This window comes from Micromonospora sp. WMMA2032, assembly GCF_002688545.1.
In the GTDB taxonomy this organism is placed as follows: domain Bacteria; phylum Actinomycetota; class Actinomycetes; order Mycobacteriales; family Micromonosporaceae; genus Micromonospora; species Micromonospora sediminicola.
In genome coordinates, this window is the sequence record NZ_CP024052.1 from 1,305,976 (window position 1) to 1,324,261 (window position 18,286).

At 74.7% G+C, this 18,286-nt stretch carries 18 protein-coding genes; 5 read left to right on the plus strand and 13 right to left on the minus strand.

From position 1 onward, the window contains the following. Positions 1 to 8 precede the first annotated feature (8 nt). On the plus strand, positions 9 to 533 hold the full coding sequence (locus CO540_RS05320; protein ID WP_099161155.1) for a MarR family winged helix-turn-helix transcriptional regulator: 525 nt from the start codon (positions 9 to 11) through the stop codon (positions 531 to 533). Here the strand turns inward: CO540_RS05320 and CO540_RS05325 are convergent. From CO540_RS05325 to CO540_RS05340, 4 genes are all read right to left on the minus strand, one after another. Then, positions 509 to 1,153, minus strand: coding sequence for a dihydrofolate reductase family protein (locus tag CO540_RS05325; RefSeq protein WP_099161156.1), 645 nt, complete (start codon positions 1,151 to 1,153; stop codon positions 509 to 511). The two genes, CO540_RS05320 and CO540_RS05325, sit on opposite strands and share 25 nt — an antisense overlap. A 78-nt stretch (positions 1,154 to 1,231) precedes the next feature. After that, complete coding sequence (locus tag CO540_RS05330) at positions 1,232 to 2,350, minus strand: FUSC family protein (RefSeq protein ID WP_099161157.1); 1,119 nt, start codon at positions 2,348 to 2,350, stop codon at positions 1,232 to 1,234. Between the two features lie 33 nt (positions 2,351 to 2,383). Continuing rightward, positions 2,384 to 2,761, minus strand: a complete 378-nt coding sequence (locus CO540_RS05335; protein WP_099161158.1) for a sensory rhodopsin transducer — start codon at positions 2,759 to 2,761, stop codon at positions 2,384 to 2,386. Beyond that, positions 2,758 to 3,963: a D-arabinono-1,4-lactone oxidase gene (locus CO540_RS05340; RefSeq protein ID WP_099161159.1), complete on the minus strand. Its 1,206-nt coding sequence runs from the start codon at positions 3,961 to 3,963 to the stop codon at positions 2,758 to 2,760. The genes CO540_RS05335 and CO540_RS05340 overlap by 4 nt, the downstream gene beginning before the upstream one ends. Positions 3,964 to 4,182: 219 nt before the next feature. Here CO540_RS05340 and CO540_RS05350 point away from each other — a divergent pair, with 219 nt between their 5' ends. Next, the gene (locus CO540_RS05350) at positions 4,183 to 4,920 is read left to right on the plus strand and encodes a zf-HC2 domain-containing protein (protein ID WP_099164601.1); all 738 of its coding nucleotides are present in this window, start codon (positions 4,183 to 4,185) and stop codon (positions 4,918 to 4,920) included. Between the two features lie 72 nt (positions 4,921 to 4,992). Here CO540_RS05350 and CO540_RS05355 read toward each other — a convergent pair whose 3' ends face one another. Together CO540_RS05355 and CO540_RS05360 are read right to left on the minus strand one after the other, a co-directional pair. Next, positions 4,993 to 5,559: a sigma-70 family RNA polymerase sigma factor gene (locus CO540_RS05355; protein ID WP_091574970.1), complete on the minus strand. Its 567-nt coding sequence runs from the start codon at positions 5,557 to 5,559 to the stop codon at positions 4,993 to 4,995. A 162-nt stretch (positions 5,560 to 5,721) separates the two neighbouring features. Then, on the minus strand, positions 5,722 to 6,192 hold the full coding sequence (locus CO540_RS05360) for a molybdenum cofactor biosysynthesis protein (protein ID WP_099161161.1): 471 nt from the start codon (positions 6,190 to 6,192) through the stop codon (positions 5,722 to 5,724). Positions 6,193 to 6,331: 139 nt separating this feature from the next. Between CO540_RS05360 and CO540_RS05365 the strand changes: the two genes are divergently transcribed. Beyond that, positions 6,332 to 7,555 (plus strand): hypothetical protein, encoded by a 1,224-nt coding sequence (locus CO540_RS05365; RefSeq protein ID WP_099161162.1) that lies wholly within the window; start codon positions 6,332 to 6,334, stop codon positions 7,553 to 7,555. Here CO540_RS05365 and CO540_RS05370 read toward each other — a convergent pair. The 5 genes from CO540_RS05370 to CO540_RS05390 all read right to left on the minus strand — a co-directional run bounded on the left by CO540_RS05370 (position 7,528) and on the right by CO540_RS05390 (position 12,634). Then, positions 7,528 to 8,619 (minus strand): PIN domain-containing protein, encoded by a 1,092-nt coding sequence (locus CO540_RS05370; RefSeq protein ID WP_099161163.1) that lies wholly within the window; start codon positions 8,617 to 8,619, stop codon positions 7,528 to 7,530. The two genes, CO540_RS05365 and CO540_RS05370, sit on opposite strands and share 28 nt — an antisense overlap. Before the next feature lie 36 nt (positions 8,620 to 8,655). After that, on the minus strand, positions 8,656 to 8,883 hold the full coding sequence (locus CO540_RS05375) for a hypothetical protein (RefSeq protein ID WP_098745000.1): 228 nt from the start codon (positions 8,881 to 8,883) through the stop codon (positions 8,656 to 8,658). Between the two features lie 153 nt (positions 8,884 to 9,036). Further along, positions 9,037 to 10,626 (minus strand): DHA2 family efflux MFS transporter permease subunit, encoded by a 1,590-nt coding sequence (locus CO540_RS05380; protein WP_099161164.1) that lies wholly within the window; start codon positions 10,624 to 10,626, stop codon positions 9,037 to 9,039. 429 nt (positions 10,627 to 11,055) lie between these two features. After that, positions 11,056 to 11,625 carry a DUF305 domain-containing protein gene (locus tag CO540_RS05385; RefSeq protein ID WP_099161165.1) on the minus strand — a complete coding sequence of 190 codons (570 nt, stop codon included), beginning with the start codon at positions 11,623 to 11,625 and terminating at the stop codon, positions 11,056 to 11,058. A gap of 256 nt (positions 11,626 to 11,881) precedes the next feature. Further along, positions 11,882 to 12,634 (minus strand): lytic polysaccharide monooxygenase, encoded by a 753-nt coding sequence (locus CO540_RS05390; RefSeq protein ID WP_099161166.1) that lies wholly within the window; start codon positions 12,632 to 12,634, stop codon positions 11,882 to 11,884. A gap of 257 nt (positions 12,635 to 12,891) precedes the next feature. On the opposite strand from CO540_RS05390, the gene CO540_RS05395 reads away from it, so the two are divergent. After that, the gene (locus tag CO540_RS05395; RefSeq protein ID WP_172967790.1) at positions 12,892 to 14,967 is read left to right on the plus strand and encodes a cellulose binding domain-containing protein; all 2,076 of its coding nucleotides are present in this window, start codon (positions 12,892 to 12,894) and stop codon (positions 14,965 to 14,967) included. Positions 14,968 to 14,974: 7 nt separating this feature from the next. On the opposite strand, the gene CO540_RS05400 is transcribed toward CO540_RS05395, so the two are convergent. Beyond that, positions 14,975 to 15,823 carry a phosphatase PAP2 family protein gene (locus CO540_RS05400; RefSeq protein ID WP_099161168.1) on the minus strand — a complete coding sequence of 283 codons (849 nt, stop codon included), beginning with the start codon at positions 15,821 to 15,823 and terminating at the stop codon, positions 14,975 to 14,977. Between the two features lie 73 nt (positions 15,824 to 15,896). Further along, on the minus strand, positions 15,897 to 17,537 hold the full coding sequence (locus CO540_RS05405; RefSeq protein ID WP_099161169.1) for an MDR family MFS transporter: 1,641 nt from the start codon (positions 17,535 to 17,537) through the stop codon (positions 15,897 to 15,899). 121 nt (positions 17,538 to 17,658) lie between these two features. Here CO540_RS05405 and CO540_RS05410 point away from each other — a divergent pair, with 121 nt between their 5' ends. Beyond that, positions 17,659 to 18,249 (plus strand): TetR/AcrR family transcriptional regulator, encoded by a 591-nt coding sequence (locus CO540_RS05410; RefSeq protein WP_099161170.1) that lies wholly within the window; start codon positions 17,659 to 17,661, stop codon positions 18,247 to 18,249. Positions 18,250 to 18,286 lie beyond the last annotated feature (37 nt).

The following is an 18,286-nucleotide window of genomic DNA, read 5'->3' on the forward strand; positions in this document are numbered from 1 at the left end:
GGAAAAGGATGGCGAACGCCACACCCCGTCCGGGCCGTGGGCGCCGGCTTCCGAGCCGGGAGGAGCTGCGGATCTGGCGCGAATTCGTCGAGACCACGGAGGCGCTCCGGTCCCGGGTCGCGTCCCGGCTCCAGGTCGAGTCGTCACTGACACCGGGCGACTACGCCGTGCTGCTGGCTCTCAGCGAGGCCGAGGACCGGCAGCTGCGCTCCTCGGAACTGGCCGCCCGGATCGGCTGGGAGCGCAGCCGGCTCTCCCACCACCTCGGGCGGATGGAACGGCGCGGGCTCGTCCGCCGCCAGGAGTGCGCCGCCGAGCCGCGCGGTGCGGAGGTCCACCTGACGCCCGCCGGGGCGGCGGCGTTCGGTGGAGCCACCGCCCCGCACCTGCGCGCCATCCGCGAACTCTTCGTCGACGCGCTCACCGCGGACCAGCTCCGGGCCGCCGGCGAGATCGCCGCGGCGCTGCGCGCGCACCTGGACGCCGCACCCGCAGCCCCGGGCGGGCGTCAGTCGACGCGTCCGGCGCCCTGATCGCGGACGGCCATGTCCCCGGTCGCCGGGGTGCCGTCGGCGAGGCCGTAACGCAGGTAGACGGTGCCCTTCGGGTTGGCCACCGGCGGCTCGACCAGGGTCACGTTCGTGGGCACGGCGCCGCCGTCGAAGACCTTCTTCCCGACGCCGAGCACGATCGGGTGCACCCAGAGGTCGATCCGGTCGAACAGCTTCTCCCGCAGGAGGCTCTGCACCAGGTTCAGGCTGCCGACCACCTTCACGTTCTCGTGCCGGTCCCGGACCTCTCGCACCGCGCCGGCCAGGTCCGGGCCGAGCTGCGTCGACCCGGCCCAGGACAGGTCGGGCCGGCCGCGCGAGGCCACGTACTTCGGGATGCGGTTGAACAGCGCGGCGATCCCGTCGTCCGGCCCGCCCTCCTGGTGCGGCCAGTAGGCGGCGAAGATGTCGTACGTCCGGCGGCCGAGCAGCAGCGCGTCGGTGCCCTCGTACGCGGCCTGGACCTGCGCCCCGGTGACCTCGTCGATCAGCGGCGCCTGCCAGCCCCCGAACGGGAACCCGACCGGGTCCTCGTCGGGGCCGCCCGGCGCCTGCCCGACCAGGTCGAGCGTGGCGAACATTTCGATGTGGACGAGGCCCATGCCCTACTCCCGTGCCGTGGTGTGTCGGTCGGACGGTAGACCGTCGCGGATCGGCGAACTCATCGGCGCGCGGCGGGGCTACGGCGCGCGGGCCGCGGCGGCCCGGCGGACCTGCCGGCGGGCCTCGTCGGCCGGCACGCCGGTGGCCCGGAGCACGTCGTTGGCGGCGGTGCGCAACTGGGAGACCACGATGGTGCCGGAGAAGCCGATGTCCTGCCGGCACGCCGCTCCGGCGTCACGCACCGCGCGCAGCACCCGTTCCCGGGCGGCGTGCGGTTCCCGGGCGGCCAGGAACTCCCGGTGCAGCAGCCGGATCGCCGTGCCGAAGTGCTCCAGCGCGGCCGGCAGGTCGGCCGGCACCGGCTCCCGGTCGCGCAGGGCGGTGCCGACCCGGCGGACCAGGGCCCGGCTGTTGCGGAACGCCCGGTCCAGGTGTTCGGCGCCGTCGCGGTACGCGGCCAGCGCGCGCCGTCGCCGCCAGCGCACCGGGGAGAACCGGACCACCTCGTCGGCGGCGTTGACCACCTCGTCGATCTGGTCCAGCTCGGGCTCGGCGGCGCGCATCCGGGCCAGCACGGCGTCGGCCGCGCGGGCGTCGCCGTGTGCCAGCGCCTCCGCCGAGGCGGTCATCTCCCGGGCGAACGTGTCCAGCGCCGGGTCGGCGACCCGACGCACCGTGCGCAGCGGGTTCAGCGGCGCGAGCACCAGCACCACGACCAGGCCGACCAGGCCGCCGACCAGCGCGTTGATCGTGCGGGGCAGTTCCAGGTCGGGTGAGACCGGGGTGAGCGTGGCGACCAGCACGGCCGTACCGCCGGCCTGGGTGACCAGCGCGCCGGTGCCGCGGACCACCACGGCGGCGCTGACCGCCAGGAAGACGACCGCACCGGTCTGCCAGGGTCCGGTGCCGAGCAGGCGGATCAGCATGTCGCCGACGACGATGCCGAGCACCACCCCGACGACGAGTTCGACGGTGCGCCGGGTCCGGCCGCCGAGCGCGGCGGCGATGACACCGACCGCCGCGGCGGGCGCGAAGGTCGGGTCCGGGTTGCTCAGCACCTCGCGGGCGATCAGCCAGGCCAACGCGGCGGCCAGCCCGGCCTGGACCGCGACGATGAAGTACGTGCGTACCCGCTGGCGGCTGGCCCGACCGGCCTCGCGGAGCCGGTCGCCCAGCCGGTCGGTGGCTTCCCGCATGCGCCGGGGTACCCGCCGCCGCCCGGTCGAACCTCACCCCGGGTACGCCATCGTGCCGGTCAACGCCACCACACCGGGCAGCCGGGTGTCCTGGCGCAGGAACTGCACCACCACCGGCACCGGGGACCGCAGCACGCAGCCGTACGCCCGGTCCAGCCGCACCGCCTCCGGGTCGATCAGGTCGTTGACCCGCAGGTGCCGGATCCGGCGCGCGCCGACCAGCACCCGGTACGGCCCGACCGGCTCGGCGTCCTCGTAGTAGAAGTCCAGCGTCAGGTCGGCGTCGTGGTCGGTGGCGTTGAGCACGCAGAGCTGGTCGAACCCGGTGAACTCCGGCTCCGGCCCGTGCGCCGGGAACGGCACGTGCCCGCCGGGCACCACCCATACCCGGGCGCCGACCGGGGCGGTCACGACTCCTCCAGCAGCCGGGCCAGGTCCGGGGTGAGGAACACCCCGTCCGGGTCGAGCCGGCGACGCACCGCCCGGAAGTCGTCCCAGCGGGGATAGAGGGGGCGCAGCTCCCGCGCGCCGAGCCAGTGCTTCTTGCCCCAGTGCGGCCGGCCACCGTAGTGCCGGAAGACCGCCTCCATGTCCCGGAAGTACTCCTCGTACGGCAGGGAGGTGTTCTGCAGGCAGGCGATGGTGGTGGTGGGCCGGCCGTAGGCGTTGCTGAGCCAGATGTCGTCCGGCGCGATGGTACGCACCAGCACCCGCCAGCCGGCCACCCGGCGGTGCCGCTCGCGGATGCGGCGGCGCACCTCGGCGAAACAGGCCGGGAACGCCTCCGACGGCAGCATGTACTCGATCTCCTCGAAGCGCAGCTCCCGGTTGCGGGGAATGGTGCGGTGGGTCGGCCCGACCTGGCTCTGCCGGGGCTCGCCGTCCGGCCGGCCCGTCCCGGGCCACAACGGCCGCTGGTTGGCCTCGTCGGTCCGGTTGATCACGCGGATCTGGGTCCGGTCGCTGCGCGGATACCAGTAGAAGTCCATGTTGCGGTTGGTGTGCTGAAGTTCGGCGAGGTGGTCCAGGGTCCAGTCCAGGTGCGCGCACCAGGAGCGGCGGTGCAGCTCGTAGCGGGGCTGCACGTCGAGCGTGATCCGGGTGACCACGCCGAGCGCGCCGAGCGAGAGCCGGGCGGCCGGCAGCAGGTGCGGGTTGCGCTCCGCGTCGACGTCCAGCGTGTCGCCGGTGCCGGTGACCAGGCGTACGCCGGTGACCTGGGTGCTCAGGTTGCCGAAACCGAGGCCGGTGCCATGGGTGCCGGTGGCGGTCGCCCCGGCGATCGACTGGTAGTCGACGTCGCCCAGGTTGTCCATCGCCAGCCCGGCGTCGTAGAGCCCCTCACCGAGCGCCTTGAGCCTGGTGCCGGCCCAGGCGGTGGCCAGCTGCCCGTCGTCGGAGATCACCCCGGCCAGCCGGTCCAGGCCGAGCAGGACCCCGTCGGTACGCACCAGCGGGCTGGACGAGTGCCCCGAGCCGACCGGCCGCACGGTGGTCCCGGTCTCCCTGGCCTGGCGCACCAGCGTGCGCACCTCGTCCTCGTCGGCCGGTTCGACCCACCGCTGGGGAGTGAAGGACAGGCTGCCGGACCAGTTCACGAACGCGCGTGTCACTCGGCCCCCTCCCCCGCCCGCTTACCCACGCCCACCCCGGGTAGTCACCGGCGAGCCCTTCCCGCCGATCGACGCGTACGCGTTCCTGTCCGACACGCACACCACCGCGCTGGTCGCGCCGGACGGCACGGCCGAGTGGGCCGAGCGTACGGGCAGCGTGTCGGCCTGATCCGGTACCCCGCCGGGAACCAGACGGCCGGCCCGGACGACTATCCCTACATGGCGTGTGAGCGGTGGCGGGAGATCCTGTCGGCACAGCTGGACGGTGAGGCGTCCCGGTCGGAGACCGAGGCGGCCGAGGCGCACCTGAGCGGCTGTGCCGGCTGCCGGGGCTGGTTCGAGTCGGCCGCCGCGGTCACCCGACGGGCCCGTACGCAGCTGGCCCCTCGGGTGCCCGACCTGGTCGAGGCGGTGCTGGCCGCCGCGCCCCCGCCCCGGCCGAGCCGGCGCCAGCGGCTGGCCCTCGGGCTGCGCGGCGCGCTCGGCCTGCTCGGCGCGGTGCAACTGGTGCTCGGCCTCGCGCAGATCGGCCGGGAGGCGGTGGTCGCGCACGCGCACACCGCCGGCCAGCACCTGTGGCACGAGTCGGCGGCGTGGAACGTGGCCGTCGGCGCCGGTTTCCTCTACGTCGCGCTGCGCCGCACCACCCCGTCCGGGCTGCTGCCCATGCTCAGCGCGTTCGTCGCCACGCTGGTGCTGCTGTCGGTCAACGACCTGATCACCGGCCAGGTGGCGATGACCCGGCTGGTCAGCCACGGCTTCCTGCTGGTCGGCTGGGCGGTGATGCTGGTGCTGTCCCGGCCGGGCTGGCGTCCCGGCGACACCCCGCCCGGGCGGGGCCGGTCGACCGGCTCGCGGTGGGCGCTGCGGGCCGAGGAGCCGGCCGCGCCGGCCCCGCTGCGGCTGGTGCCGCCCGGCCCGTACACGGCACAGGCCCGCGACCGCCGCGCCGCCTGACCGCGTCCGCGCGGCGGTCACCTGCCGCAGGGTCCGGACGGCGTCCGCCCGCCTCCTGGTGAGCCGGCCCGGTCAGCGGGCGCGGCGGTCACGGGCGTCGCCGGCCCAGGCGGCGACCAGGTCCTCGCGGGCGCGGGCGACCCGGGACCGGATGGTGCCGACCGGGCAACCGCACACCTCGGCGGCCTCGGCGTAGGACAGGCCGAGCACCTGGGTGGCGACGAACGCCTCGCGCCGTTCCGGGGCGAGCCCGGCGATGAGCCCGCGCAGCGCGACACCGTCGTCCCCGCCCGCGGTGACCGCACCGGCCGCCTCGGCGGCGGCCTGCCAGTCCGGCAGCGCCGCCACCCGGGGGCGTACGGTCGCGGCCCGCACGTGGTCCACGGCGACCCGGCGCGCGATGGTGAAGACCCAGGTGCGGGCGGAGGAGCGGCCGGCGAAGCCGGGCAGGCTGCGCAGCGCGCGCAGGAACGTCTCCTGGGCGAGGTCGTCGGCCTCGGCCGGACCGGCGAGGTGGGCGAGGAACCGCCACACCGGGCCCTGCAACGCCCGGACGAACGCGGCGGCGGCCTGCTGGTCCCCCCGGCCCGCGCGGTGCGCCCAGCGGGTTACCTGCTCGTCGTCGGTGTCCGGGCTCATCCGCGGCCGGCCCGCCGGCCCGAGGTGGTCATGCCCGACGGTACGGATGCCGGCCCGGCTCGGTTCATCCCTGGCGCCCTTCCTGCCACCTCGCCGCCGACCGGACGATCGGTGACCCCGCTGTTGGTCGGCCGGCGGGCGGGGAAAGTTCCCGCCGGGCCGTCAGTCGACGGAGACCGTCACCGGCCCGACCCGCAGCACGCCGTCGGTGAGCGGCTCGCACCGGACGCCTCCGCGTCGACGCATCGCCGTCCAGGTGCCGGGTGCGACCACCACGTCGAGCCAGGCGCACGGCGGGGCGGCCCGGTGCACCCGCAGGCTGACCGGGCCGTCGCCGGAGTCCAGGGTCAGCACCCGGCCGACCAGCTCGTCCACCGCGATGCCGCTGGTCAGCACATTGCGCCGGAGCTGGGTGAGGTCGGCGCCGGCCGGCAGGGACTCCTGCGCGATCAGCGTGACGCTCGCGGTGCGGTGCGCGGGCCGGCCGAAGTAGCGGTCGCCGACGACGCCCAGGCCGGACCGGATCCGCACCTGCTCGACCAGTTCCCCGGGCGGCGCCGGGGCGGGCCCGTCCGCGGGCCGGCCCACGTACCGGTGCACCGGCGAGGCCAGCAGCTGGAGGATCCGGGGCATGGCCCGATTCTAAGCAAGGGCATACCGATACCAAAGCGGACGATAGCCACGCTCACGTATCCGCAGCTCAGCGGCACGCGTTGTACCGGGCGTGACGGCGAGACAACCCGGAGCGGTCGGGCCCCACCTGGGGCGCCGGTTGGCGTGGGCGAGGCGCGAGAACGAGCGCCGGCGCCGGGCGTACGAGACGGCGGCGCGCGCCTGGCGGCGCCGCGCGGAGCACCTCGACCGGCTGCGGATCGAGGCGGACGGATTCCACGGGTGTGCCCTGCCCGGCACGGCGCTGCCGGTGCCGCTGCACGACGGCGAGGTCGTCTACCGCATCCTGCCCGCCGTCGAGCTGGTCGAGGCCACCGCCCGGCACCTGCCCGGGCTGCCGGTGCCCGATCCGGGGCTGGCCGGGCGGCTGGATCCGACCGAGGGGCCTCTGCCGGCCGGGCTGCGGGTGGTCGACAGCGGCGCCGCCGTGGTGACCGACCGCCGGGTGGCCTTCGTCGGGCGGGAGGCCCGGCGCGACTGGTCCCTACCGGACCTGCGTGGACCCGGGCACCACCCGGACCGTCCGGTCACCCTGCTGCACCACGCCGACGGCGGTACGCCGTCCGGGCTGCGGATGCCGGCGGCCGGCGCGCCGAACGCCCGGTTCTACCTCACCCTCGCCCACGCCGACGCGACCGGAGGGCGGGAGGTCGTCGTCGCCGACGTCGAGGCACTGGCGGCCGCCCACCGGGCCGCGCGACCACGGCCACCCCGTCCGCTCGGTCCGGCGGACGCGCCGGTCGAGCGGACGCGTCCGCAACGGCTGGTCGCGGCCGGGGTCGCGGCGGCCGCCGTCCTGCTCGGCGCCACCTCGGCCGGCACCTGGCCCGCCACCGCCGAGTCGACGCGTCCGACGGCGGGCGCCGCGTCCGCTCCCGAGGCCACCGTCGCGCCCCGGCCCGACGTCACGGCCCGGCCGGACGCGCCTCCGCCAGAGCCACCGGTGTCGGTGTCCCGCCGGCCCCGGCCGTCCCCTGTCGTCCCGCGCCCGGATCGCGCCTCGGCGCCACCCACCTCACCCGCCGCCCGGGTCCCCGCCGTGCCGCTGGCCGGCACCGACGACCCACCGGTCAGCGCATCGCCGAACCCGCCGACGGCCCCCGCGGAACCGAGCCCGGGCACGAGCCCGACCAGCGAGCCGTCCCCGACCGGCAGCCCGAGCCCGCCCGGGGAGCCGAGCCCGAGCGCGACCTCGGTCCCGAGTCCGACGACGGCGGCGCCCCGGCATGACCGGCCCCACGCCGCCGAGGTGGTGGCGTCCGGCTCGCGTCGGTGCCGGCGGGCCCGGGGCGGCGGTCAGGGCGCGTGCGGGGTGAGCAGGTAGTCGCCGTCGTCGGGGCTCCACCGCAGCTCCACCGCGCCGGCGGTCGCGGCGGCCTTGCAGAACTGCAGGAAGCTGCGGTAACCGAGCTTCTTCTCGCTGAAGTCCGGTCGGGCCCGCCGCAGCTGGTCCTTCAGGCCGGACAGGGCCACCGCGCCACCCTCACCGGCGAGGTCGACCACCACCGACCGGAGCAGCGCGAACTCCACCTCCCGGTCGCCCCGCTCGGGCAGCGACACCTCCGGGTCGCCCTTGGCCGGCCCGGGGGCCAGCTCCACCACGTTGTGCCCGGCCAGGTGCCGCAGCAGTTCGCCGAAGGTGCGGAACCCGTAGTCGGACTCGCTGAACGTCGGGTCCTTGCGCAGCAGGGCCCGCTTGAGCCCGGACGCGGTGACCTCGCCGCCGGCGCTGCCCTGCATGCCGGCCACGGTCTGCACGAGCAGGACGGCGAGCGTGTCGACGTCCCGCGGGGTCTCCTCGGCGGTGGGCGCGGCGTCCAGCGGCGGCTCGGCCACCGGCCCGGCCGGCGTCGTCGGCTCCGGGCCCGCGGCACGGCCCGGCCGCGTCCGCCGGCCGGCGGAGGGCGGTACGTCGACCCCCTCCAGCCGGTCGTAGTAGAGAAACTCGTCGCAGGCCGGTGGCAGCAGCGCGGAGGTCGACTTCTCGACCCCGACCCCGATCACCCGCTTGTTGAGTTCGCGCAGCTTGTGCACGAGCGGAGTGAAGTCGCTGTCCCCGGTGCAGATCACGAACGTGGAGATGTAGCCGCGCTCGAAGGCCAGCTCGACCGCGTCCACGGCCATCTTGATGTCGGCGGCGTTCTTCCGGGAGGCGCCCATCCGCTGCGGGATCTCGATCAGCTCGACGTGCGACCGGGTGAGCATCCGCCGGTCCTCGTCGAAGTACGACCAGTCCGCGTACGCCCGCCGCACCACCACCCGGCCGCGCTCGGCCAGCGCGTCGGCGATGGGACGGAAGTCGAACGGCCTGCCGCCGTGATGGTCGCGTACGCCCAGCGCCAGGTTCTCGTAGTCGAGGAACAGCGCGATCCGGTCTTCCTGATCCACGCCGGTCAGCCTAGCCCGGCCGGGTCACCGGGCCGGTCACCGCCGCCGATCGTCGTGGTAGACGGTCTCCCGGCGGGCCACCCGCTGGATCGCGTAGCTGGTGAGCAGGAGCAGGAGCGCGAGCACCACCTCGACGCCGGCGACCGTGCCGTTGGCGACGGTGAGGCCGAGCAGCAGCAGGATCAGCCCGACCACGGCCAGCAGGCCGGCGAGCAGCAGCCGGTTGCGCCGCCGCGCCGACCGATCGCCGCCGTCCGCGTCCACCGTGCCCGCCTCTCCCCCTGACTCCGCCGCTCCCCCGTCGAGCCTAGGCGCTGCCGGGTCGGCCGGTGGCGGATCCGGGGGTCGAGCTCCGTAGACGCCTCCGGGGCCGGACGCCGAGGCGTCCGGCCCCGGAGGGACGGGGGTGCGTGCGGATCAGTGGATCGGCACCGGGGTGCGCGGCTGCTCCTCGCCCGCCTCGCCGTCGAGCAGGTGCGACGGCTCGCGGCGGCGGGGCAGGAACGCGGCCGGGACGAAGGTGAGCAGCACCAGGGCGAAGGCGACCCAGAACGTGGTCGCGAACGAGTTGGCCGCGAAGTCGAGGCCGCGCTCGATCAGCGACGGCGGCACCGGGAGCTGCTGGGCCAGCTCGGGCTGCTGCTGCACGCCGATGGCGAGCTGCGCCTCGGTGACCGGGGCGCCGGTGCCCGGGTCGGTCACGCCGGGGATGACCCGCGAGCCGTTCAGCTCGCTGGTGAGGATCACCGACATCACCGCCGCGCCCACCGACCCGCCGATCTGCTGGAGGATGTTCACCAGCGTCGAGCCGCGGGCCACCTCGGCGGCGCTCAGGGTCTTCAGCGCCGACGTCATGATCGGCATCATGGTGCCGCCCATGCCCAGGCCCATCACGAACAGCGAGCCGCAGAGCAGCAGGTAGGACGTGTCGGTGCCGAGCTGGGTGAAGGTGAAGAACCCGGCCGCGATGAGCACCAGCGCGAACGGCACCGTCCGGCCGACCGGGACCCGGTCGGCGAGCATGCCTGCGATCGGCATGGTCAGCATCGCGCCGATGCCCTGCGGCGCCATCAGCAGGCCGGCGGTCAGCGTCGACTCGCCGCGGATCTGCAGGAAGTAGCTCGGGAACAGCAGGCCCGCGCCCATGAACGCGATGATGAAGACGAACAGCGTCACCGCCGCGAGGGTGAGGTTGCGGTTGCGGAACAGCCGCAGGTCGAGCAGCGGGTGCCGCGGGCGGAACGAGTAGAGCACGAAGGAGACCACGAGCGCGGCGCCGACCAGCATGGGCAGCCAGACCTCGGTGTCGGTGACCGTGCCGGCCTCGGGCAGCGAGGAGACGCCGTAGAGGAACAGCGCCAGACCCGGCGAGAGCATCAGCATGCCGAGGAAGTCGAAGGACTCCGACGGCTCGGGGGCGTCCTTCGGCAGGGCCAGCTGGGCGTAGATCAGCGCGACGACGCCGATCGGCAGGTTGATCAGGAAGATCCAGTGCCAGCTCGCGGTGTCGATCAGCCAGCCGCCGAGGATCGGGCCGCCGATCGGGCCGAGCAGCATCGGGATGCCCAGCACGGCCATCAGCCGGCCGATGCGGTGCGGGCCGGCGGCCCGGGTCATGATCGTCATGCCCAGCGGCATGAGCATGCCGCCGCCGAGGCCCTGGACCACGCGCCAGGCGATCAGCTCGCCGATCGAGTCGGCCGTGGCACAAAGCCCGGAGCCGATGGTGAACAGCGCCAGCGCCACCATGTAGAGGCGTTTGGTGCCGAAGCGGTCGGCGGCCCAGCCGCTGAGCGGGATCACCGTGGCGAGCGCCAGCGTGTAGCCGGTCATGGTCCACGCCACCCGCGCGTACGAGGCGTCGAACTCGCTCTGGAACGTCGGGATGGCCACGCTGACGACGGTCACGTCGAGGATCGACATGATCGCGCCGAGCACGACGACGCCGGCCACCTTGAGCACCGCGGCGTCGAGTTTGTTCGATGTCGCGACGGGTTGCTGGGTCACAGACAGTCTCCTGGTTCCGGTCCGGTCCGAGGGGTGGCGGCGCCGCGCGCGGGGCGTGCGGCGGGCCAAGGTCCGGCGAAAGCCTAGTCACGGCCTGCGACATCGCGCGGCCGGTTTTGCCCAGAGGCGAACTCCCCCACCCACCGCCCCCGCCCGCCGCACCCGGCACCGGCCCCCGCCGAGCCGCTTCCCCCGAGAGAAAGACCCCGATCCGCCCCGTTTCGCCACTCCCCCAACCGCCCCCGCCCGCACCCCCGCCCACCACCCCCGTGACGAACGTCATGCCACCACCCGCCCCCACCCGCCCCAGCCGGCCCCGACCCCGACCCCGGCCCCGGCCCGGACCGGCCCGTCGATCTTGGACTTGTGGTCGTTGACAAAGGGCGCATCACCGACATCCGAGGTGCCCCAAGTCCAAGATCGACGAGATCAGCGCCGGGGTGCCGCGCGCAGGGTCGCCATGAGGGCCACCTCGGCGGTGCGGGAGCGGTCGATGCGGGCGGCGAGGTCGCGTACCCGAGCGCTGGTGCCGGCGGCGACCTGGGCGCGGGCCAGGGCGGCGGCGGTGCGCTGGTGCGCGGCGAGTACGTCGAGCAGCACCCGGTCCGCGTCGGCGGCCGGGGCGGCCCGCAGCCGGGCCAGGCCGGCGGCGGCGTCGCTGTGTCCGGTGTGGTCGTGGCGCGCGGCGGCGGCCGCCGCGGACGGGCCGGCCTCGCGCAGCCAGCCGCGCATGGTGGCCAGCTCGTCGGCCTCGGTGGCCCGGACGGCGGAGATCAGGGTACGGACCTCGGTGTCGGTGACCCGGTCGAGCCCGACGTCGACGATCTCCAGCGTCTGCGCGGTGTGCGCCACCATCATGGCGAGGAAGAGCGCGTCGACGCCGCTGGTCGTGTCGTCGACGGCCGGCGTGGGCCGGGGCGTGGCGGGTGCCGGCGACCAGCCTCCGCAGCCGGCGGCGAGCAGGACGGCCAGCAGGGCGGCGGCGAACGGGCGGCGCATGTCGGTCCTCCGGTCGGGTCGGGTGGTGATGCGCGGACCCCTGATCCGGGCGCGCCGGCCGACCGGGCGGGACCGGCCGACCGGCCGACGCCGGTCTGGCACGCGACGTCCGGCCGCGCGCCGGACCGCGCCTCCCGGCACGCCAGAGCCGCCCGACCCGGCATGCCGGAGCGGTCCGGCCCGGCGCGCCGGAGCGGTCCGGCGCGACGCGGCGACGCGGTCCGGCTCGGCCGTGCGGTCCGGCGCTGCGGGGGGGTCAGATCTGCTGCCAGAGCGCCGGCACGTTCGGCGGCTCCCATCCGGCGATGGCGGTGTGCGCCTGGCGGCAGCGGTAGCCGCGGCCGTCGTAGGTCACCGTGTCGCCGACCTGGTAGGCCCGGCCGGCGGTCCAGGTGCCGCCCGGCACCGGCGAGCCGGTCGGGGTGGGCGTGGGCGACGGCGTGGCGGTCCGGGTCGGTGACGGCGTCGGCGACGGGGTGGGCGTCGGGTTGCCGCCACCGCCGCCGATCTGCAGGTCGACGCAGGAGTAGAACGCGTTGGCGGTGTCGGCGATGTTCCAGACCGCGAGCAGCTTCTGCCGGCCGGTGAAGCCACCCAGGTTCACCGTGTGCGACACGGTGGCGTCGGGCTGGCGACCGCCGCCGTCGACCACCGCGACCCGGGTGTTGCCGATCCAGTACTCCCAGTTGGCGGTGGAGTGCCGGGCGGTGTTGACCCAGGTGAACGTCACCGTGCTGCCGACCGAGGTGGCCGGCCAGTTGCGGCTGTCGTCGTTGAGCACCGCGAACTGGGCGATGCCGGCGTGGCAGGTCTTCAGCCCTTTGGGGCCCTCGACGCTCTGCGGCTCGTACCTGATCTGGCCGCAGTCGGGCACCCGGTTCTGCGCGCACAGCGCCTGCCGGCTGGGCGGCGAGGAGACGTAGCCGTGGGCCTGGGCCGGCGCGGCGATCGCCAGGGTCGCGGTCACCGCACCGGTGGTGAGCAGCGGAAGAGTGAGTCTTCGACGCATGGTGGCAACTCCTTCGGGGGGAAGGGAAGGTGCCACGAACATAAATTAAACCTTGTTAACAGTAAAGACTCCTGTCTATAAATTAAGCCCTGACGGCTTGAGCGCTCCACGCGGCCCGTGGAATCCTGATACGTCGATGGCTCACCGCGCGGAGCCGATCACCGTTCCTGGGCATCCGGGCGCCGTCAGGCCCCGGGAGGACGGCACCACCGATCCGGGCACCCACCCGCCGTCCGATCCCCACGAAGGACACCCGCATGAGGAGAATCCTGCCGCGCGTGCGCCGCTGGACCGCGTACGCGGCCGGTCTGCTGCTCGTCACCACCGCGCTGGTCACCGTCGACCCGCCGGCCGCCGGCGCCGCCGCCGACCCGGTCGCGGTGACCGTCAACGCCCGCGCCGGGCTGGCCACCGTGCCGGACACCGCGCTCGGCGTCAACCACGCCATCTGGGACTCCCAGCTGGGCAGCGCCGAGACGTCCGACCTGCTGAAGGCCGCCGGCGTGAAGATGCTGCGCTACCCCGGCGGCTCGTACGCCGACATCTACCACTGGGAGAACCACACCGCGCCCGGCGGCTACGTCGCGCCGGACACCGACTTCGACACGTTCATGGCGGCGGCCCGGCGCGTCGGCGCCCAGCCGATGATCATCGCGAACTACGGCACCGGCACGCCGGCTGAGGCGGCCGCGTGGGTGCGGTACGCCAACGTCACCAAGGGCTACGGCGCGAGGTGGTGGACCGTCGGCAACGAGAACTACGGCAACGGCCACTACGGCTCGGCCTGGGAGGCCGACGACCACCCGGACAAGAGCGCCACCCAGTACGCCCGGCTGGTGGTCGAGTACGCCGACGCGATGAAGGCGGTCGACCCGAGCATCAAGGTCGGCGCGGTGCTGACCATGCCCGGCAACTGGCCGGACGGGATCACCGCCGGCGCCGACCCGGGGCCGTGGAACCAGACCGTGCTCTCGATCGCCGGCCCGAAGATCGATTTCGTCGACGTCCACTGGTACCCCGGCGGCACCGCCGCCGAGTCGCTGGCCCGGACCGACCAGCTGCCGGACGCCGCCTGGCTGTTGCGCCAGCAGATCGCCCGGTACGCGGGCCCCGGCGCGGACCGGATCGGGATCAGCCTCACCGAGCTGAACGTCGACACCGGCCGCACCACCGCGCCGGGCGCGCTGTTCCTGGCCGACGCCTACAGCGGCCTGCTGGAGCAGGGCGTGTTCACGGTGCAGTGGTGGAACGTGCACAACGGCATCGGCAGCGTCTCCGAGGTGGCCGGGCAGACCGACTACGGCGACTTCGGGCTGCTCTCCAGCGGCGGCTGCACCGCCGACGGCGAGGTGTGCGAGCCGCCGTTCAACACCCCGTTCGCGCCCTACCACGCGCTGTCGATGATGAACCTGTTCGCCCGGGCGGGCGACCAGTTCGTCCGCGCCGGCACCGACCAGCCGCTGGTCGCCGCGCACGCGGTGCGCCGGCCGGACGGCAGCCTCGCGGTCCTGCTGGTCAACAAGGACCCGGACACCGCGTACCCGGTGGCGGTGGACTACGCCGGTTTCACCCCGGCGGACGAGGCGCCCACCGTGCACACGCTGACCAACGGCGCGACCGGGGTGAGCACCGGCCGCTCCGGCAGTGCGGGCGCTCGCACGCTGCCGCCGTACTCGCTGACCACGCTCGTGCTGCGACCGGCCTCAGGCTCCGCCGGGCGGCCCGGCACCCCGGGGCGGCCGACGGCGGGCGCGGTGAGCGACCGCGCGGCGACGATCTCGTGGTCGGCGGCGACGCCCGGCGCGGCGCCGATCGCCAAGTACGAGGTGTACCGGCAGCGGGGCGCGGTCAGCGAACAGCTCGGCGAGACCGCCGGCACCTCGCTGAGCGTGGGCAACCTCGAGCCGGGCGCCCGCTACACGGTCAACGTCCTGGCCCGGGACACCGCGGGCCGGGTGTCGTGGTCCTCGCCGCCGCTCACCTTCGCCACCGGCAGCCCGGCGGCGAGCGCCTGCGCGGTCCGCTTCCATTCCGACACCGACTGGGGCAACGGCTACGTGGCGACCGTCGAGGTGGTCAACACCGGTCCGGACGTCGTCGACGGCTGGACGCTCACCTGGACCTGGCCCACCGGCTGGCAGCAGGTCAGCAGCGGCTGGAACGGCACCTGGACGCAGACCGGGCGGGACGTCCGGGTGACCTCCACCGCCGACAACCGCCGGCTCGCCGCCGACGGCGGGAGCACCAGCGTCGGGTTCGTCGGCGCGTACGGCGGGCCGAACGTGCCGCCGGGCGCGTTCCGCCTCAACGGGACGGTCTGCGCCGTCCGCTGAGACGCGGTCAGATCCGACCGGGTGGCCGCAGCCGCACGTCGGCCGTCGCCGGGACCTTCGTGTTCCGGCGACGGCCGGGGCGGCGCGGCGGTGGGACCACGTGCGGGCGCGACGGGCCGGCGGGCGGGGCCGGTGGCGGGGGCGTCGCGGCGGGCCGGGGCAGCACGGCCAGGATCAGCGCGAGCAGGGCCACCGCGACCACCCCGTCCAGCCAGTAGTGGTTGCCGGTGCCGACGACCACGAGCGCGGTGATCAGCGGGTGGGCCAGCCAGAGCCAGCGCCACCGCCCGGCGGTGACCGCCACCAGCGCCAGCGCGACCGCCAGGGACCAGCCCACGTGCAGCGACGGCATGGCCGCGTACTGGTTGCTGAGCTGGTCGGTGTCGGGTGGCCCGTAGACGGTCGGGCCGAACCGGCGGCCGGTGTCCACCAGGCCGGTGAGCGTGGTCAGCCGCGGCGGCGCGAGCGGCACGCAGACGTGCAGCACCAGCGCCGCGGCGGTCAGCGCCGCGAGGGCCCGCCGCAGTCGCAGGTAGTGGGCCGGCCGGCGTAGGTAGAGCCAGAGCAGGCAGAGCACCGTGGCCGGAAAGTGCACGTAGGCGTAGTAGGAGTTGGCCAGCCGGACCGGCAGCTCGTGCAGCAGCAGCGGCGCCTGCACGACGGCCTCGTCGGGCAGGTGCAGCAGTCGCTCCAGCCACCAGATCCGCTCGCCGTTGGCCCGCGCGGCGGCGGCGTGCCCGGCCACCAGCTGCCGGCCCGCCTTGTAGGCGAGGAAGAGCACGGCGACCAGCGTCAGCTCGCGGGCCGCCCGACGCAGGGCGGCGGCCCGCGCGGGCGCGGTCGACGGGACGTCCACTGCTCCTCCTTCGGTGCCCTGCGGCACGGGCCAGGGCCGCCGCCGGGGTCGGCGACGGCCCTGGGCTACGGGCTCAGCGACGGGCGCGTTCCTCCCGGCCGCCCGGCTCGATGCTCACCTCGTCGAAGGCGGGCGCACCGTCGACCGCGTCCGCGCCCACCGCCACCGTGCGGCCGGTGTCCGGCAGGTCGAGGCTGGAGCGAAGGGTAACCGGGCGCAGCAACAGCGCCGCCACGACGCCGACGACCGCGATGGCGGCCGAGATGAGGAAGATGTGCCCGGTCGCGTCCCCGTAGGCGGCCCGGACGATCTGCCGTACCGGCTCGGGCAGCGCGTCGAGGTTGAGCGTGCTGCCGCCGCCTCCGCCGGTGGTGGGGATGCCGGCGGCGGCGAGGTCGTGGGTGATCCGGTCGCTGACCCGCCGGGCCAGCACCGCGCCGAGCACCGACACGCCGATGGTGCCGCCGAGCGAGCGGAAGAAGGCGACGCTGGCGCTGGCCGCGCCGATGTCGGAGAGCGCGACGGTGTTCTGCACCGCGAGCACCAGGTTCTGCATGGTCATGCCGACGCCGACGCCGACGACGAACATGGCGACCCCGACCAGGACCAGCGAGGTCTCGTGGTCGACGGTGCCGAGCAGCGCGAAGCCGGCGACCAGCACGATCGAGCCGAAGACGATGTACGGCTTGATCCGACCGGACGTGGTGATCATCCGCCCGGCCACGATCGAGGAGATCAGCACGCCGGCCATCATCGGGATGGTGAGCAAGCCGGCCTCGGTCGGGCTGTAGCCGCGGCCGATCTGGAAGTACTGACCGAGGAAGACCGCGCCGCCGAACATCGCCATGCCGACCGCGAGGCTGCCGAGGATGGCCAGGGCGGTGGTGCGCTCGCGGATGATGTGCAGCGGCACCACCGGCTCGGCGGCCCGCGACTCCACCCACACGGCCAGCGCGAGCAGCAGCAGCGACCCGCCGACCATGGCGCCGGTCTGCCAGGAGAGCCAGGCGAACGAGTCGTCGACGAAGGAGATCCAGATCAGCAGCACGCTGACCCCGGCCGCGATGAGAGTGGCGCCCAGGTAGTCGATCTTCACGTTCTGCCGGCGCACGGTGGGCAGGTTCAGGGTGACCTGGAGCAGGAACAGCGCGATGATCGCGACCGGCACGCCGACGAAGAAGCACCAGCGCCAGCCGAGCCAGGAGGTGTCGACGATGAGGCCGCCGAGCAGCGGCCCGCCGACCGTGGCGAGGGCCATCACGCCACCGAGGTAGCCGTTGTAGCGGCCCCGCTCGCGCGGCGGGATCATCGCCGCGATGGCGACCTGGACCAGCGCCTGCAGCCCGCCGACGCCGATGCCCTGGAAGGCGCGGGCGGCGATGAGCTGCCCGGCGCTCTGTGCGAAGCCGGCGGCGACCGAGCCGGCCAGGAAGACCACGATGGCGACCTGGATCAGCAGCTTCTTGTTGAACAGGTCGGCGAGCTTGCCCCAGATCGGGGTGGTCGCGGTGGCGGTGAGCAGGGTGGCGGTGACCACCCAGGTGTACTGGGTCTGCGAGCCGTTGAGCGCTCCGATGATCTTCGGCAGGGCGGTGGAGACCACGGTGCTGCTCAGCATGGCCACGAAGAGCACCAGCAGCAGCCCGCTGAGTGCCTCCAGCGTCTGCCGCCGGCTCATGGGCGCGGCCTCGGCCGTCGCGGTGGGTGCGCTCATCGCGCGTCCTCCAGGTGTGTCGATTCGGGGGGGCCGCTTCGTTGCCTCAAGCAATCATCAACAAATCTTGCCCAACAGGCAACTTTGCCCATTGAGAAAAGGATCACGTACGCTGGCCGCCATGGACGAGTGCACCGGGCTGCGCGAGCGCAAGAAGGCGGCGACCCGCCTGGCGCTGCACGAGGCGGCCCTGCGCCTGGCCGTCGAGCACGGCCCGGACCGGGTCACGGTCGAGGCCATCGCCGACGCGGCCAACGTCTCCCGGCGCACGTTCTCCAACTACTTCTCCGGCAAGGAGGAGGCGCTCTTCCACGGCGACACGCTGCGACTGCGCCGGCTGCTCGAACTGGTCGCGCGGCAGCCGACCGACCTGCCGCCCTGGCGGGCGCTGACCGAGGCCGCCCTGGCCCAGGCGGACGAGGGCTACGACGATCCGGCCGAGCCGTGGCTGAGCCGCCGACGGCTGCTGCACGGGCATCCGAGCCTGGTCGCCCACCAGGTCGGCGCGTACGCGGCGATCGAGCGGGAGCTGTCCACGGAGATCGCCCGCCGGCTCACCGGCCCGGACGTGCCGCTGCGGGCCCGGGTCCTGGGCGCCACGTTCCTGGCCACGCTCCGCGTCGCCGCCCAACACTGGCTCGAGCACCCGGACGAACCGCTGCGCGCCGTGCTGCGCACCGTTCTCGGTCACGCCACCCCGGCGACCGGCTGAGCCACGCCCCAGAGCCGGCCCCGGCGGCTGACGAGGG